The organism is Pseudomonas sp. 18058 (assembly GCF_902706155.1).
Taxonomy (GTDB): domain Bacteria; phylum Pseudomonadota; class Gammaproteobacteria; order Pseudomonadales; family Pseudomonadaceae; genus Aquipseudomonas; species Aquipseudomonas rustica.
Genome location: NZ_CACSJY010000010.1, coordinates 45501 through 61206 on the forward strand (window position 1 = coordinate 45501; position 15706 = coordinate 61206).

Genomic DNA, 15706 nt, shown 5'->3' on the forward strand with positions numbered 1-15706 from the left:
GTCGGCGTCTATGCTTTTTCGACTACCCTGCTGATCTTGGCCAAGCCCTCTAGAATCACCTTGTCGATGGAGTTGACGATGTCTCACCCGCGTTCTCTTGTAGTGATGCTGATGCTCAGTCTGCTGGCATTTGGCAATGCGTGGGCGGCGCCTGCCCCGGCTGCTGATGCGGCAACATCTGCTGCACCGAGTGAGCCGGCGTGGCCACAAGTCATTACCAGCGGCAAATCGAAATTGACTGTGTACCAACCGCAACTCGACAGTTGGGACGGTTACACGCTCAACGCTCGCGCGGCTGTCGAAGCTACCGGCGCTGATGGCAAATCCACTTACGGCATCGTCGAGTTCAGCGCCCACACCCTGGTCGACAAGGCCACCCGTTGGGTCGCGCTCGATCAATACAAAATCATCAAAGCCGATTTCCCGGCCGATGCCGGTCAGGCAGACACCTGGGTGGCGGCGCTGCAAAAAGATGCCGAAAAGCGCAAGAAAACCATTTCCCTTGATCAGCTCGAAGCCGCTGTCGGCGTACTGTCGGCAGAACAGAAGGCGGACAGCGCTCCGCTGGAGAACACCCCGCCGACCATCATCAGTTCCGACGTCCCGGCGATGCTGGTTTACATCGACGGTGATGCGGCGTATCGGCCGGTGGAAGGCACCTCGCTGCAACGAGTGATCAATACTCGCCCGCTGCTGCTCAAGGACGAACAAGGCAAACACTATCTGCACGTGTTTGATGGCTGGATGATCGCAGACCAGATCAACGGTGATTACACACGTCTGGCAAAACCGCCAGCCGATCTGGAAAAAGCCAAACAGGCCGCCATCAAAAGCCGTCAGGTCGATCTGCTGACCGGGCAAAGTGATCCGAAAGACAAGATCCCAAGCCTGGCCAAACCGCCGCAGCCGAAGATCTTCATTGCGACCACGCCTACCGAGTTACTGGTAACTGATGGCGCGCCGCAATGGCTGCCGATTCAGGGCACCGGCCTGCTCTACGTCAGCAACACCACCGGGCATATCTTCAAGGAAATCGGCGATCAGAACAGTTATGTGTTGATCTCCGGGCGCTGGTTTCGCGCCAGCGACATGAAGGGCCCATGGACGTTTACCGCGGCGGATAAACTGCCGGCAGACTTCGCCAATATTCCCGACGACAGCCCGAAAGAGAACGTCAAAGCCTCGGTCGCTGGCACTCCGCAGGCGAAAGAAGCGGCGATTGCCGCGACCATTCCGCAGACCTCAGCGATCAAGAAAAGCGCGGTGAAAATGACCGCACCGCAGTTCGATGGCGAGCCGCAGCTCAAAGCGATCAACACCACGCCGTTGCAATATGTAGTCAACAGCGCCACACCGATCATCCGGGTCGACAACAACAGTTGGTACGCCGTGGAAAATGGCATCTGGTTTACCGCCACGTCGGTGAACGGCCCGTGGGTCGTGGCCAGTTCGGTGCCGGCGGTGATCTATTCGATCCCGCCGAGTTCGCCGATGCATTACCTGACTTACGTGAAAGTCTATGAGTCCAGCGGTGATACCGTGGTGGTCGGTTATACCCCGGGTTATCAGGGCTCCAATATTGATCCGGTGACTAATGTCGTGGTTTACGGCACCGGTTATCCGTACACGCCGTGGGTCGGTAGCGTCTGGTACGGGCCGCCGGTGACTTACGGTTTCGGCGTCGCGATCCGCTACACCCCGTGGACTGGATGGACATTCGGATACGGTTTCGGCTGGAGTTGGGGCGGCAGCACCGTGGCGATGGGCTGGGGCTGGGGCGCTTATCCGTGGTGGGGAAATTACGGTTGGGGTTACGCCTGGGGCCCGCGCTTGTATCCAGCGCCACTGGCCTGGGGCGGCGCTGCTTATGGTTATCGTGGCGGCGCAGTGGCGTGGGGCCCGGGCGGATGGGCCGGCACCACCGGCAATATCTATCACCAGTGGGGTGACCGCGCGACGGTCAGCCGCTACGGCGCCGGTTACAACGCCTGGACCGGCAATCGCTGGGCAGGTCAGGTCGGCTCCTCCTACAACTCGCGCACCGGTGTGGCGGCCGCCGGTCAACGCGGCGCGGTACACAACGTCTACAACGGCAATTACGCAGCCGGCCGCAGCGGTGCAGTCGTCGGGCCGAATGGCGGCGCTATCGCCGGCGCGCGCCTGACAGAGGGTAATACGCGCACCGGTACGCAGGTCACTGCCAATCGCGGCGCGGTGTACAACCCTAATACCGGCAAGACCACCCAATATGGCGCTATCCACGGCCGCAACGGTGGCGCCGCGCAGGTCGGCAACAACGTTTATGCCGGGCGCGACGGCAACGTCTACAAAAAAACCGACAGTGGCTGGCAATCGATGGTCGGCGGTGGTGGCAGCACACGCGCGGCGCCGCTGAACAACAACCCACAGCTGCAAAATCTCAATCGCGATTCCGCTGCGCGTAATTTTGGCAATCAGCGCACCAACAACTTCCACAACTCCTCGCAATTCATGAACCACTCCTTCGGTGGTGGTGGAGGCGGCGGATTCCATCGACGTTAACGGCTTGTGAATTTCGGACTGGCCCTGAGTGCGGTTTTGCTGTTAAAAAACCGGCTCAGCCGTCCCTGCCCGTTTCAACGTTCGGAGTACCGCTTTCATGAGCCAATGGCCAGACACCCGTATTCTTGACCTGTTCGGCATCGAGTTGCCGATCATCCAGGGCCCGATGGCCGGCGCCACGAACTCGTCGATGGTGATTGCCGTGTGCAACGCTGGTGGCTTGGGTTCGATGCCCGCCGCGATGCTCAGCATTGAGCAGTTACGTGAAGAACTGAAAACAATCCGCGAGCACACCGACAAACCTTTCAACGTGAATTTCTTCTGCCATCAGCCACCGGCAGCCGATGAACAGCGCGCGCGTGATTGGAAGAATTTGCTGGAGCCTTATTACCGCGAACTGGGCGTCGACTTTGATGCACCGACGCCGGTGTCCAACCGGGCGCCGTTTGATGCGGCCGCTTGCGAGGTGCTGGAAGAGTTTCGCCCTGAAGTGGTGAGCTTCCACTTCGGTCTGCCGGAAAAATCTCTGCTGGATCGGGTCAAGGCCACAGGCGCGAAAATCATCTCCTCGGCCACCACCGTCGATGAAGCCGTGTGGCTGGAGCAAAACGGCTGCGACGCGATCATTGCCATGGGCTATGAAGCCGGCGGCCATCGCGGGATGTTTCTCAGCGATGACCTGAGCAGTCAGGTCGGCACTTTTGCTTTGGTACCGCAGGTGGTTGACGCGGTGAAGGTTCCGGTGATTGCGGCCGGTGCGATTGCCGATGCTCGCGGGGTCGCAGCGGCGCTCATGCTCGGTGCGTCAGCGGTGCAGGTCGGCACGGCGTATCTGTTTACCCCGGAAGCGAAAGTCAGTGCCTCACATCACAAGGCTTTGCGTACAGCCAAGGAAAGTGAGACGGCCGTCACCAACATTTTCACCGGGCGCCCGGCGCGTGGGATTCTCAACCGTGTGATGCGCGAACTCGGGCCGATGTCGGCGAAGGCGCCGGCCTTTCCGTTAGCCGGTGGCGCGCTGATGCCGCTGCGAGCGAAGGATGATGCGCAGTTTGCCAATCTTTGGGCGGGTCAGGCGTTTACGCTGGGGCGGGACGTCAGTAGTGCGGAATTGACGAGGGAGTTGGCTGAGGGGGCGTTGGCGAAACTTGTGAGGTAGCGGACGGATTTCGCAGCAATTGGAAAGAGGGCGTGCTGCGCGCGCCAACGGGGATAAATCCCCTCGCCACAGGGGAGTGTTTCGCTATATATTTCGCTATATAGCGAAACCACCCTCGCATCGGCGCAGTCCACCTCCAACAATAACTGCCCTCTGCACTTGCCAACAACGGAGCTGTTACATGACCACTCGTGCCTCACGTTTTGCCCCAAATTGCCTGGCCGCTTTGCTGGCGACCTTCGCCATCGGCGCCGCTCAGGCTGATGAAGTGCAAGTGGCAGTTGCTGCCAACTTCACTGCACCGATTCAAGCCATCGCGGCAGATTTCGAAAAAGACACCGGGCACAAACTGGTCGCAGCCTACGGCGCCACTGGCCAGTTCTATACCCAGATCAAGAACGGAGCGCCGTTCGAAGTGTTCCTCTCGGCCGACGACACTACCCCGGAAAAACTCGAGAAGGAAGGCGATACCGTTAAAGGCTCGCGCTTCACCTACGCCATCGGCACCCTGGCGCTGTGGTCGGCAAAAGAAGGCTATGTCGATGCCAAAGGCGACGTGCTGAAGAAGAACGAATACCAACATCTCTCTATCGCCAACCCGAAAGCCGCGCCTTACGGCCTGGCCGCCACCCAGGTACTGGAAAAACTGAAACTGACCGAAGCCACCAAAGCCAAAATCGTTGAAGGCCAGAACATCACTCAGGCCTACCAGTTCGTTTCCACCGGCAACGCTGAGCTGGGCTTTGTAGCGCTGTCGCAGATCTACAAGGACGGCAAAGTCAGCAGCGGTTCGGCGTGGATCGTTCCAGCCAGCATGCACGACCCGATCAAACAGGACGCCGTAATCCTCAACAAAGGCAAAGACAACGCCGCCGCCAAAGCACTGGTTGAATACCTCAAAGGCCCGAAAGCCGCTGCGGTGATCAAGTCTTACGGCTACCAGCTCTAAATGTCGCTGACGAGTGCCGATTTCGCGGCGATCTGGCTGACCCTGAAACTGGCGTCCCTGACCACCGCGATCCTGCTGGTTGTCGGCACTCCGATTGCCCTGTGGTTGTCGCGCACCCAATCGTGGTTGCGCGGCCCGATCGGGGCGATCGTCGCCCTGCCCCTCGTGCTGCCGCCGACCGTGATCGGTTTCTATTTGTTGCTGATGATGGGGCCGCACGGTTTCCTCGGCCAGTTCACCCAATGGCTCGGGCTTGGCACGTTGACGTTCAGCTTCACCGGACTGGTGATTGGATCGGTGATCTATTCCATGCCGTTCGTGGTGCAACCGTTGCAAAACGCGTTCTCGGCGATCGGCACCCGCCCATTGGAAGTGGCGGCGACCTTGCGCGCCAATCCGTGGGACACATTTTTCAGCGTGGTTCTGCCGTTGGCCCGTCCCGGTTTTATCACGGCGGCGATCCTCGGATTCGCGCACACCGTCGGTGAGTTTGGCGTCGTGTTGATGATCGGCGGCAACATTCCTGACAAGACCCGCGTGGTATCGGTGCAAATCTACGACCACGTTGAGGCCATGGAATACGCGCAGGCTCATTGGCTGGCCGGCGCCATGTTGGTGTTCTCGTTCCTGGTGTTGCTGGCGCTCTACTCCAGCCGCAAAACCCGCGCAGGCTGGAGCTGATCGATGATCGATGCACGTCTGAAAATCGCTTATTCGGGCTTCAGCCTGGATGTCGACCTGCACTTGCCGGGGCGCGGCGTTTCCGCTTTGTACGGACATTCCGGCTCGGGCAAAACCACCTGCCTGCGCTGCATTGCCGGCCTGGAACGCGCCGAGCAAGGCTTCGTGCAAATCAACGACGAAATCTGGCAAGACAGCGACAACGGCATTTTCGTCCCGCCGCATAAACGCGCGTTGGGTTACGTGTTTCAGGAAGCCAGTCTGTTTCCGCATCTGTCGGTGCTGGCCAACCTGCAATTCGGCCTCAAACGTATCGCCAAGTCGCAGCGCCGGGTTGATCTGGCACAAGCCACCGAACTGCTCGGCATCGGCCACTTGCTCGAACGCCATCCGCAGCATTTGTCCGGCGGTGAACGCCAGCGTGTCGGCATCGCCCGCGCACTGCTGACCAGCCCGAAACTGTTGCTGATGGACGAACCCCTCGCCGCCCTCGACAGCCAACGCAAAAGCGAAATCCTGCCTTATCTGCAACGGTTGCATGACGAACTGGATATTCCGGTGCTGTACGTCAGCCACGCGCAGGACGAAGTCGCGCGACTGGCCGACCATCTGGTGTTGCTCAGCGACGGCAAGGCGCTGGCCAGCGGCCCGATTGGCGAAACCCTCGCGCGTCTGGATCTGCCGATGGCAATGGGTGATGACGCCGGGGTAATCATCGAAGGTCAGGTCAGCGCTTACGACACGAAATATCAGTTGCTGAGTTTGCAACTGCCGGCCACCGAAATGAACATTCGTGTCACTCACGAACCGATGACTGTCGGCCAGGCCCTGCGCTGCAAAGTGCACGCGCGGGACATCAGTCTGGCGCTGCACAATGACGCTTCCAGCAGCATCCTCAATCGACTGCCGGTCACGGTGGTCAGCGAACAAGCGGCGGACAATGCCGCCCATGTGCTGATTCGTCTCGATGCCGGCGGCACCCCGCTGCTCGCGCGCATCACCCGCTACTCGCGCGATCACTTGGCGATCCATCCGGGCCAGCAACTCTGGGCGCAAATCAAGGCAGTTGCAGTGCTCGCATAAATCATTCGGCACCACTCCGAGAGCGCGCGGTCAATCGTTTTACAGACCGCCGCGCCACTTAAGGAAGTCGCCATGTCCGAAACCGAGCTGACCGATGCACTGCCATCCGACCTGCACTACGTCGATGACACGCAGCCCGGCATCACCCGCAAAAAACTGCGCGGCAAGTTCGCCTATTTCGAGCCGTCCGGTCAGCGCATTACCGACCCGGACGAAATAAAACGCATCAACGCCCTCGCGGTTCCGCCGGCCTATGTCGATGTGTGGATTTGCGCCGACCCGCGCGGTCATCTGCAAGCTACTGGCCGCGACGCCCGTGGTCGCAAGCAATATCGCTATCACGCTCGCTGGCGCGAAGTGCGCGATGCCGACAAATATTCGCGGCTACGCGAGTTCGGTCTGGCGCTGCCAAAACTGCGCAAACAACTGGAAACACTACTGGCCGCGCCCGGCTTCAGCCGCGACAAGGTTATGGCCACGGTGATCACTCTGCTCGACGCCACGTTGATTCGCGTCGGCAACACGCAATACGCCCGCGATAATCGCTCTTACGGGCTGACCACTCTGCGCAGTCGCCATGTCGAAGTGAATGGCAGCGCGATCCTGTTTCAGTTTCGCGGCAAGAGCGGCATCGAACACCAGATCACCGTCAAGGATCGCCGTTTGGCGCGAATTATCAAACGCTGCCTGGAGCTCCCCGGCCAGAATCTGTTTCAGTACCTGGACGAACACGGCGAGCGCCACACCGTCAGCTCTTCCGACGTCAACAGTTACCTGCAAACCCTGACCGGCGCCGACTTCACCGCCAAGGATTACCGCACTTGGGCAGGTAGCGCTCTGGCATTATCGGTACTGCGTGAACTGCAATGGGAGTCGGAAACCGAGGCCAAACGGCATGTGGTCGACATGGTCAAAGGCGTCGCCAAACAGTTGGGCAATACGCCAGCGGTGTGCCGCAAGTGCTACATCCATCCCGCCGTGGTGGAAAAATTCATGCTCGGCGCCCTCGCCGAACTACCGCGCCCACGCGTGCGAAAGGGTCTGCGCAGCGAAGAAGTGGCCCTGGCGATGTTTCTCGAACGGATGAGCGAGATGGCCGTCGCACCTTGATCGTCCGCGCATCGTCGTCTAGGCTAGCCACTTTCCCCTCTTCAGGATGACCGCAGAAGTGAACAATCAGGCCTTCTAAAAATGTAATCGCGACAGCCGCCGCTTGGCGTTTGTCAGTCTTCACGACATTTTTTGGAGGTGCCGATGACTCACGTCTCGCGTACGCCTGCCTTCGTCTCGCTCAATCAGCTGAGTTTCCAATTCGCCAATGGCGAGACGATTTTCAACGCACTGAATCTGCAGTTCGATCATGTCCCGACCGCGATTGTCGGTCGCAACGGTGTCGGTAAAAGCCTGCTCGCGCGGCTGATTGCCGGGCAGCTACAGCCCACATCCGGGAGCGTTTCAAGCGCAGTGCCTGTGATGTACGTTTCCCAAATATTTGTCGGTGCACCTGGCCAAACGGTGGCGGACGCGACGGGTACAGCCCAAGTACTTGAAGCACTGCAGCGCCTCGACCAGGGCAATGCCAGCACCGACGATTTCGACATCATCGGCGATCGCTGGGATTTGCCGGAACGTTTACGGCAGATGCTTGATGAGTGCGGACTCACCGATATCGCTGATACCGACCTCACCGAAAACCTCAGCGGTGGCCAACAAGTCAGAATCGCCCTGATCAAAGCACTGTTGAGCCAGGCGCAATTGCTGGTGCTGGATGAGCCGACCAATCATCTGGACAGCGCCGGTCGCCACTGGCTGCTCAATACACTCAATCACTGGCGCGGCGGTCTGATCGTCATCAGTCACGATCGACAGTTGCTGGAGCGGATGCAGCGCATCGTCGAACTCACGCCGTTGGGCGTGAATGTTTTCAGCGGCTCCTACTCAGCCTTTACCGAACAACGAAGCCTGCAACACGCAGCCGCTCAGGCACAACTCGACCAAGCCAGAACCGAACGCCAGCGCGAGCGTTCCCGCCTGCAACGCGAGCACGACACGATCCAGCGCCATGCCGCCAACAGCCGTCGCAATGCGCAAACCGCGAACGTTTCCAGCATCGAACGCGCCGGGATGAAAGGCGCGGCGCGGGACATCATGGGGCATGTGCGCGTTGGCCAACAAGCGCGTAAATCCGATCTCGATAACCGCGTGCGCGAGGCGTTTACAAAGGTGTTGCCCGAAGACAGCGTGCTGATCAATCTTCCGGGCAGCGTGGTGCCGAACAGCCGCCAAGTCTGCACGCTCGTGGACGCGTGCCTGCCGTGGTTATCGCCGGTGAGCCGACTGAGTCTCACGATCCAGGGGCCGATGCGCATCGCCGTCAGTGGCCCTAACGGCTGCGGTAAATCGACCCTTCTGAACATGCTCGCCGATGAACTGGAACCGGCCAGCGGTACCTGCACGACTCACGTACCGATGGCATTTCTCGATCAACAACTGCGTCTGCTTGATGACGCAAAATCCATTGTTGACCAGTTGCTGGCTCAGCAAACTCCGTTGAGCGAAGGTACCCTGCGCAGTTATCTGGCGCACCTTCAACTAAATGCCCAGCGTGCGACGCAGCCCTGCGCTTTGCTCAGCGGCGGCGAACGCCTGAAGGCTGCACTGGCATTGGCGTTGTGGCGCCAGACGCCGGCGCAATTGCTCTTACTTGATGAACCGACCAATCATCTCGACCTGGCCTCGGTGGAAGCTTTCGAACAGTCATTACAGAATTTTCCCGGCGCCATTGTCGCGGTTTCCCACGACCAGACGTTTCTACAAGCGTTGAATCCAAGCCATCGGCTAACGTGGCAGCCAAGCGGTTGGCTGCTGCAACCGACGAGTTGAGCTGACTATTTTTTGCACGATTGCCACAGGCTTCTATAGTTGATCTGACACGAATCAGCTGCGGTGACGCCATGGAAGACATTTTCGTTGTGAAGCGTTGCAACAAGATCATCATTCATGGTCGTCGCGCCGAGGACAGCCAGCACGAGCCCGCCGAAGCCATCGGCTGGTTTCGCATTTGCGATACACGCACAGGCGGTTTCATCGGCGATGGCTACGACCGGGAGGAAGACGCACGGCGCGAATGCCTGCGCCTCAACGCAGCGAGTTCGATATTACCGGCTCGCGAATCGTCAGCCTGATGCTGACCATTTGCGGGTCTATACTGAAACCAGCTGAAGGAGCAGCGCCCCAACGGCATAAAGCTCGCAGTTCGCGGGCTTTTTGCTGCCGCTCAGCGGTTTCACCGAACGGAGGTGTTCCATGTCCGAAAAAGAGTCCATCACCACCCTCCTCACCTTGCTCGACGCCCGGCAGGCGCGCCTCGCGGCCGCTTGCAAAGAGATCGCCGACTGGGTTGATCATCAAGGCGGTCACCCCACCGCCCTGCGTATTCGCGATCGTCTGAATGACATCGAGAAAGACGCGCCGTTGATTCGCAACACGCTGTCGGCGCTCAGACCCATTGACCGGCCTCTGCCACGGTTTAGATAACAAACGCGAATAGCACGAACGCCCCGCTGCGACTTTCGATCGGGGCTCTAGAGCGGCGACGGCTGTGTTACCGAGGGATTATCTGTCCGGAGTTTATATTTTCCTCGTTGATTTGTTTATTTTCACAAAATCATCACATCTGCGCGCCTACAGTGAAATCACTCCTTTGGAGATCACACTTAACGCCCGCCCGCATGCGGGTGTTTTTTTGCCTGAAATTTGGCTCGGCGAACACCCGCGACTATCAGTGGTCACAATTTAGTACACGTCACAAAGGAGACGATTCATGGTTATCCATTTCAACGTCGATGGTCATTTAGCCTGCGGGCATAAAGGCAAACATCTCACTGCCAGCCGCGAACTCAATCGGGTGAAGTGCCGCAGCTGCCGTAATACCGATGCGTACAAGCAAGCCAGAAAAGATCAGCGTAACGCGGCTCGACGCGCAACACGCCAGGCCAAAACCACACACCACGCCGTCAACTGGCGGTCCTCATGGGTAGAGCGTTTGGCTGCGATGCCGGGGCGTCAACGCCTGCCTCGCGGCTTTGCCGGACAAGCCTTCGTTTAGTCCGCAAATAAAAAATGGGCCGGCGAGTGCCGGCCCATTGCTTACTAGTTGTTGCCCTGAACATCCTTCACGGTCTTCAAAGCCCGGTTCGTTAAATCAATACATTTCTGGTTGTCGCCTGCCTTTTGCGCGGCCTCGGCATCTTTACGGTCTTGCTGGATATTGCCCAAAGCAGGCTGTCCCATTACCGCCGTTTCCCTTAATTCTTTTAACTTCTGCAAGTTGACGGCACACAAGTCACCGGCTGCAAAAAGCGGTGTCGCAACAACCAAGGACACAACGAACAGACCTAATCGCTTCATGACGAATTCCACCTGTTTGGACTTGGGAATTTGACTATAGATGCTGAATTGAAAGAGCGACAGCCAAGGCATATGAAACGCTGAAACAAACAGCCGAACACTAATCCAGCGGCTTGCCGGCGGTCTCCTTGACCCTCATCAAACCGATCAAGGTCAGACCGACGCAGAACATCATGTACAGGGCTGGCGCATTGTTATTGCCCGTCAGCCCGATAAGCCCGGTAGCAAAAAACTGCGCAAAGCCGCCGAAAACAGAGACGCCCAGGCAATAAATGATCGACAGCCCGGTCGCACGAATCGCCCGTGGAAACAGCTCGGTCACCAGCACCAGTGTCGGCACGGTAATCAGCACCAACAGAAACGTGGTGACCAATGAAACGGCCAGCAGTGTTATCAGCGTCGGATACAGATTCATCAACATAAAGGCCGGATAAATCAGCAGCAGCATCGGAATGCAGCCCAGCGCAATCGTGCGCCGCCGACCGATGCGATCACTCAACCGCCCCGCCCAGATCGACAGGCTGATCTGCACCAGCGCGCCAAGACAGGCAGCCGTCGTGCCCATGGTCATCGGCAGATGCAGGACAGTCACGGTGTAGTTGGTCATGTAGTCGAGCACGATATAGCTGGATGCCGTGCTGCCGATCACCAACAACACACCGCTGACGACCGTCCGCCGATAGTCCCGGAAAATGACTCGCAGACTGGACGTCGCCTCACTGCCATCTGGTGTTTCAGCGGCGGTTTCCTTCAAGTGACGGCGGATGTAGATGCCGACCGGGATCACCAACATCCCCAACACAAACGGCAGACGCCAGCCCCAGCTTTCCAGTGCCTCAGCGCTCAAGAATGAGCTGAGCGCCAGTGCCACCAGCGCGCCGAGCATGAAGCTCAATCCCTGACTGAACAGCTGCCAACTGCCATAAAAGCCACGGCTGCGATCGTCAGCGTATTCCATCAACATCGCTGTGGAGGCGCCCACTTCGCCACCGATCGCAAAGCCCTGAACCAGCCGCGCCAGCACGATGATCACCGGCGCCGCGATGCCGATCTGCGCGTACGTCGGCGCAATCGCAAACATCAACGAACCCAGCGCCATCAGCCATAACGTCACCATCATTGCCGGTTTACGCCCAACGCGGTCGGCGTAGGCGCCCAGCACCAGACCACCAATCGGGCGCATGCCGAAGCCGACACCAAAGGTTGCCAGTGACAGCAGCAATTGTCCTAACGTGCTTTCGACCGGGAAAAACTGCCGACCAATTAGGGTGGCAAAAAAGCTGTAAACAGAAAAATCGTAGAACTCCAGCCCGGAACCGATGGTGATCGCGGCAATGGCACGCGCGCCAAGCGGTTTTCGAACTGAAGAAGCCGCAGGTATTGCGCTGGAAACAGATGCAGACATCGGGTGAACTCCTCAAAGATCGATCACGAATCAGCGCAGAAAGGTTTCGACCAGGCGCACCCAATAGCTGGCCCCTGTCGCGAGGCATTGATCGTTGAAGTCGTAACCCGGGTTGTGCACCATGCAGCCACCCTCGCCATCCCCGTTGCCGATCAGCAGGTAGCAGCCGGGGCAGCGCTGCAACATGACGGCGAAATCTTCGCTGCCGGTCAGCGGTTGCAGATCGCGGATCAGCCCCTCCTCACCCAGCCAGTCAACGGCAATTTGTCGGGCAAATTCGGTGCTTTCGGCATGGTTGATCAACGGCGGAAAACGCTGGGCCTGATCGACGACGACTGTGGCACTCGCGCCGAAGCTTGTTGCCTGCGCTTCGGCCAGGTCGGTGATTCGTAAGATCAATTCGTCGCGGACTTCAGGTTTCAGTGCGCGCACGCTCAGTTGCAGTTCGGCGTGATCGGCAATGACGTTCGGGGCAATGCCGGCGTGGAAGGAGCCGACGGTGACCACGGCAGTGTCGAGCGGATTAACGTTGCGCGAGACGATGCTTTGCAGCGCCATGACAATCGCAGCGCCGACAAACAACGGATCAATGGCTTTGTGCGGCATCGCGCCATGCCCGCCAATACCGTCGACTCGAATGGTCACGGTATCGGTGGAGGCCATGAACGGCCCCGGTAAAAAACCGAGCTTGCCGACCGGCAGGCCCGGCATGTTGTGCATCGCAAACACTGCATCGCAGGGAAACAGCTCGAACAAGCCGTCATCCAACATGCGTTGCGCGCCGCCATCGCCTTCTTCTGCGGGCTGGAAAATCACTACCAGCGCGCCATCGAATTCACGACTGTCGGCCAGATGTCTGGCAGCCGCGAGCAGCATCGCAGTATGACCGTCGTGCCCGCAGGCATGCATGACGCCATCGTGTCGGCTGGAATACGCCAGGCCCGTTTGCTCAACAATCGGCAAGGCGTCCATGTCGGCACGCAGGCCGATCATTTTGCCACCGCTGCCGTTGCGCAACAGTCCAACGACGCCGGTGCCCGCCATCCCGCGATGCACCTCATAGCCCCATTCTTCAAGTTTTCCGGCAACGAGGTCGGCAGTGGCGAACTCCTCAAAGCTCAATTCTGGATGGGCATGAATGTGTTGCCGCAGCGCAATCATTTCTTCCTCGATCGCGCGGATACCGGGCAGCGCAGGCAGGTCGATCATCACGTACTCCTCATTTTTTAAAGTCTTGTTTTCGGGTGTTCCGCTGATAGGCTGCGATGCTAATCAGTTGGCGATGGCCGTGGCAGTCGCAAAAAGCGGGGGCTGAAACCCGCTGGTTTACACCTTTGACTGGGAGAAGTGATGAAGCTGCATCAATTGCGCGCGCTGGTGATGACCGCCGACTGCGGGAGCATTCGTGCTGCCGCGCGGCAACTGGGTGTCTCGCAGACCTCAGTCGCCAAAGCGTTGCGTGAGCTTGAAGAACACCTGCATTTGCCACTGCTGGTGCGCAATGCCAACGGCGTAGTGCTGACCCAATACGGACAGTCGCTGCTGCAACATGCGCGGCAGATGCTCAGTCAACTGGAGCGCGCGCAACTGGAACTCGCGCATCTGAGCCACGAGGCGCAAGGCCAGTTAAGGTTGGGGATCTCGCCTTGGATGGGCATGACGTTATTGCCGGAAGTGGTGATGCTGTTTCGTCAACGCATGCCGAAAGTGCGTCTGGAGATTTTCGAGGGGTTGATGGCCGTGGCGCTGCCAAGATTGCGTGACGGCACCATGGAATTCGCGGTTGGCCTGGTCTCATCGCTGCTGCCGCGACCGGAGTTCGTCAGCGACCCCCTGTTTGCCTATCAGATGGCAGTCGTCGCCCGCCGCGAGCATCCACGGCGGCACAGCCAATCCATCCATGAATTGCTCGATCTGGATTGGGTGGTGAACTACCCGGATGCCAGTCACGAAGGCCTGATGACCGAACTGTTCTGGCAACACGGTGCGCAGATCGATATGCAGCACATCCACCGCGCGCACTCACCTCAGCTGACGTTATTGATGATTGAGCAAACTGACATGCTCAGTTACTTCCCCGAGCCGATGTTAACCGTGCCGATGTATGGCGAACGCGTGGCGCGACTGCCGCTGAAGGAAGCGTTTGCGACTGACACGATAGGCATCGTCACCACCCGCAATGTGCAGTTGGGCGTGGCCGCTCAGTGTTTTGTTGAATGCCTGACGCAGGTTATCCGCCGTCGCGCGCGTTCGGCGCGCAAAGAGTATGTCCAGTTGTTCGATACGCTGGAATTGTTGATCTGAATACTCGGCGGGTTTTTCTGGGCAAAAAAAAGGGCTTGCATGAGATATGTCATACAAGCCCTTGATATTCATGGTGCCCGAAGCCGGAATCGAACCGGCACGCCCTTACGAGCGGGGGATTTTAAGTCCCATGCGTCTACCAGTTTCGCCATTCGGGCGGTAGCGCGGTGTTGCTGTCTCCGACTGTTCAGTCGCGATCCTGACAGGATGCAGGCTTGAACAGCCGAGCGGGAAATATATACATCACTCCCCGGTGAAGCAAGTTCGCATTGGCTGTTTTAAAGACTAAATCTTACAGCGCAGTGCAAATAAAAAAGCTCCGTAAATCATGGATCTACGGAGCTTGTTTATAGTGGAGGCCGAGGTCGGAATCGAACCGGCGTAGGTGGATTTGCAATCCACTGCATAACCATTTTGCTACTCGGCCTCAAAACGTTTGCTATCAGTAGCACAACAACAAACGCGTTTTAAACTTGGAGCGGGAAACGAGACTCGAACTCGCGACCCCGACCTTGGCAAGGTCGTGCTCTACCAACTGAGCTATTCCCGCTTGGTGATGCGCATTCTATAGAATTAAGAAGCTCCGTCAACCCCTTGATTCAAAAAAGTTTTATTTCTTTTCAACATCGGTCTTCAGATGCGGCCAGGCAGCGCGAAGGTATTGAACCATCGACCACAACGTCAGGCCTGCGGAGATCATCAACAGCGAATAACCCAGAATGACCCAAAAGGTAAAGTCCTTCGGATTGGCCAACAGGATCACCAGCGCGAGCATTTGTGCGGCGGTTTTCCATTTGCCGAGATTGGACACGGCGACATGCGCGCGGGCACCCAGCTCGGCCATCCACTCACGCAGTGCCGACACGACAATCTCGCGACCGATGATAACGGCGGCTGGCAGAGTCAACCACAGATTGCCGTGTTCTTGCACCAACAACACCAATGCAACGGCGACCATCAGCTTGTCGGCAACCGGGTCGAGGAAGGCGCCGAATGGCGTGCTTTGCTCCAGGCGACGGGCCAGATAACCATCCAGCCAGTCCGTTGCAGCGGCAAAGGCAAACACCGAAGCGGACGCCATGTAGCTCCACTGGTACGGCAAATAGAACAGCAAAATGAAGATCGGGATAAGCAGGACGCGTAGAACGGTAATCAGATTAGGGATATTCATCGG

General features: G+C 58.4%; 15 protein-coding genes and 3 tRNA genes. 11 read left to right on the forward strand and 7 right to left on the reverse strand.

Annotation, left to right across the window (positions count from 1 at the left end; translation table 11 throughout):
- The first annotated feature begins 78 nt into the window (after positions 1 to 78).
- From GVL50_RS07710 to GVL50_RS07755, 10 genes are all read left to right on the forward strand, one after another.
- Positions 79 to 2541: an autotransporter gene (locus tag GVL50_RS07710; protein WP_159812360.1), complete on the forward strand. Its 2463-nt coding sequence runs from the start codon at positions 79 to 81 to the stop codon at positions 2539 to 2541.
- A gap of 97 nt (positions 2542 to 2638) precedes the next feature.
- Complete coding sequence (locus tag GVL50_RS07715) at positions 2639 to 3700, forward strand: nitronate monooxygenase family protein (RefSeq protein ID WP_159812361.1); 1062 nt, start codon at positions 2639 to 2641, stop codon at positions 3698 to 3700.
- A gap of 181 nt (positions 3701 to 3881) precedes the next feature.
- The gene (gene modA, locus GVL50_RS07720) at positions 3882 to 4649 is read left to right on the forward strand and encodes a molybdate ABC transporter substrate-binding protein (RefSeq protein ID WP_159812362.1); all 768 of its coding nucleotides are present in this window, start codon (positions 3882 to 3884) and stop codon (positions 4647 to 4649) included.
- On the forward strand, positions 4650 to 5330 hold the full coding sequence (gene modB, locus GVL50_RS07725; protein WP_159812363.1) for a molybdate ABC transporter permease subunit: 681 nt from the start codon (positions 4650 to 4652) through the stop codon (positions 5328 to 5330).
- A gap of 3 nt (positions 5331 to 5333) precedes the next feature.
- Positions 5334 to 6413 carry a molybdenum ABC transporter ATP-binding protein gene (modC, locus tag GVL50_RS07730; protein ID WP_159812364.1) on the forward strand — a complete coding sequence of 360 codons (1080 nt, stop codon included), beginning with the start codon at positions 5334 to 5336 and terminating at the stop codon, positions 6411 to 6413.
- A gap of 72 nt (positions 6414 to 6485) precedes the next feature.
- Positions 6486 to 7523: a DNA topoisomerase IB gene (locus GVL50_RS07735; protein WP_159812365.1), complete on the forward strand. Its 1038-nt coding sequence runs from the start codon at positions 6486 to 6488 to the stop codon at positions 7521 to 7523.
- A gap of 144 nt (positions 7524 to 7667) precedes the next feature.
- The gene (locus GVL50_RS07740; RefSeq protein ID WP_159812366.1) at positions 7668 to 9296 is read left to right on the forward strand and encodes an ABC-F family ATP-binding cassette domain-containing protein; all 1629 of its coding nucleotides are present in this window, start codon (positions 7668 to 7670) and stop codon (positions 9294 to 9296) included.
- Between the two features lie 71 nt (positions 9297 to 9367).
- Positions 9368 to 9598, forward strand: a complete 231-nt coding sequence (locus GVL50_RS07745; RefSeq protein ID WP_053120397.1) for a hypothetical protein — start codon at positions 9368 to 9370, stop codon at positions 9596 to 9598.
- A gap of 121 nt (positions 9599 to 9719) precedes the next feature.
- Positions 9720 to 9950: a hypothetical protein gene (locus GVL50_RS07750; RefSeq protein ID WP_053120399.1), complete on the forward strand. Its 231-nt coding sequence runs from the start codon at positions 9720 to 9722 to the stop codon at positions 9948 to 9950.
- Between the two features lie 286 nt (positions 9951 to 10236).
- Complete coding sequence (locus GVL50_RS07755) at positions 10237 to 10521, forward strand: hypothetical protein (RefSeq protein ID WP_053120401.1); 285 nt, start codon at positions 10237 to 10239, stop codon at positions 10519 to 10521.
- 44 nt (positions 10522 to 10565) lie between these two features.
- Here the strand turns inward: GVL50_RS07755 and GVL50_RS07760 are convergent, their stop codons facing one another.
- The 3 genes from GVL50_RS07760 to GVL50_RS07770 all read right to left on the reverse strand — a co-directional run bounded on the left by GVL50_RS07760 (position 10566) and on the right by GVL50_RS07770 (position 13437).
- A complete protein-coding gene (locus GVL50_RS07760; RefSeq protein WP_159812367.1) occupies positions 10566 to 10823 on the reverse strand; it encodes a hypothetical protein in 258 nt (85 codons plus the stop codon).
- Positions 10824 to 10923: 100 nt separating this feature from the next.
- Positions 10924 to 12228, reverse strand: coding sequence for an MFS transporter (locus tag GVL50_RS07765; RefSeq protein ID WP_159812368.1), 1305 nt, complete (start codon positions 12226 to 12228; stop codon positions 10924 to 10926).
- Positions 12229 to 12258: 30 nt separating this feature from the next.
- The gene (locus GVL50_RS07770) at positions 12259 to 13437 is read right to left on the reverse strand and encodes a M20 aminoacylase family protein (RefSeq protein ID WP_159812369.1); all 1179 of its coding nucleotides are present in this window, start codon (positions 13435 to 13437) and stop codon (positions 12259 to 12261) included.
- A 141-nt stretch (positions 13438 to 13578) separates the two neighbouring features.
- On the opposite strand from GVL50_RS07770, the gene GVL50_RS07775 reads away from it, so the two are divergent.
- Complete coding sequence (locus GVL50_RS07775; protein WP_159812370.1) at positions 13579 to 14532, forward strand: LysR substrate-binding domain-containing protein; 954 nt, start codon at positions 13579 to 13581, stop codon at positions 14530 to 14532.
- 71 nt (positions 14533 to 14603) lie between these two features.
- Here the strand turns inward: GVL50_RS07775 and GVL50_RS07780 are convergent.
- The 4 genes from GVL50_RS07780 to pgsA all read right to left on the reverse strand — a co-directional run bounded on the left by GVL50_RS07780 (position 14604) and on the right by pgsA (position 15703).
- Positions 14604 to 14690: transfer RNA gene (locus GVL50_RS07780), tRNA-Leu, on the reverse strand.
- 195 nt (positions 14691 to 14885) lie between these two features.
- Positions 14886 to 14959 (reverse strand) — tRNA-Cys (locus GVL50_RS07785).
- A gap of 47 nt (positions 14960 to 15006) precedes the next feature.
- Positions 15007 to 15082 (reverse strand) — tRNA-Gly (locus tag GVL50_RS07790).
- Between the two features lie 60 nt (positions 15083 to 15142).
- The gene (gene pgsA, locus GVL50_RS07795) at positions 15143 to 15703 is read right to left on the reverse strand and encodes a CDP-diacylglycerol--glycerol-3-phosphate 3-phosphatidyltransferase (RefSeq protein ID WP_053120408.1); all 561 of its coding nucleotides are present in this window, start codon (positions 15701 to 15703) and stop codon (positions 15143 to 15145) included.
- Positions 15704 to 15706 lie beyond the last annotated feature (3 nt).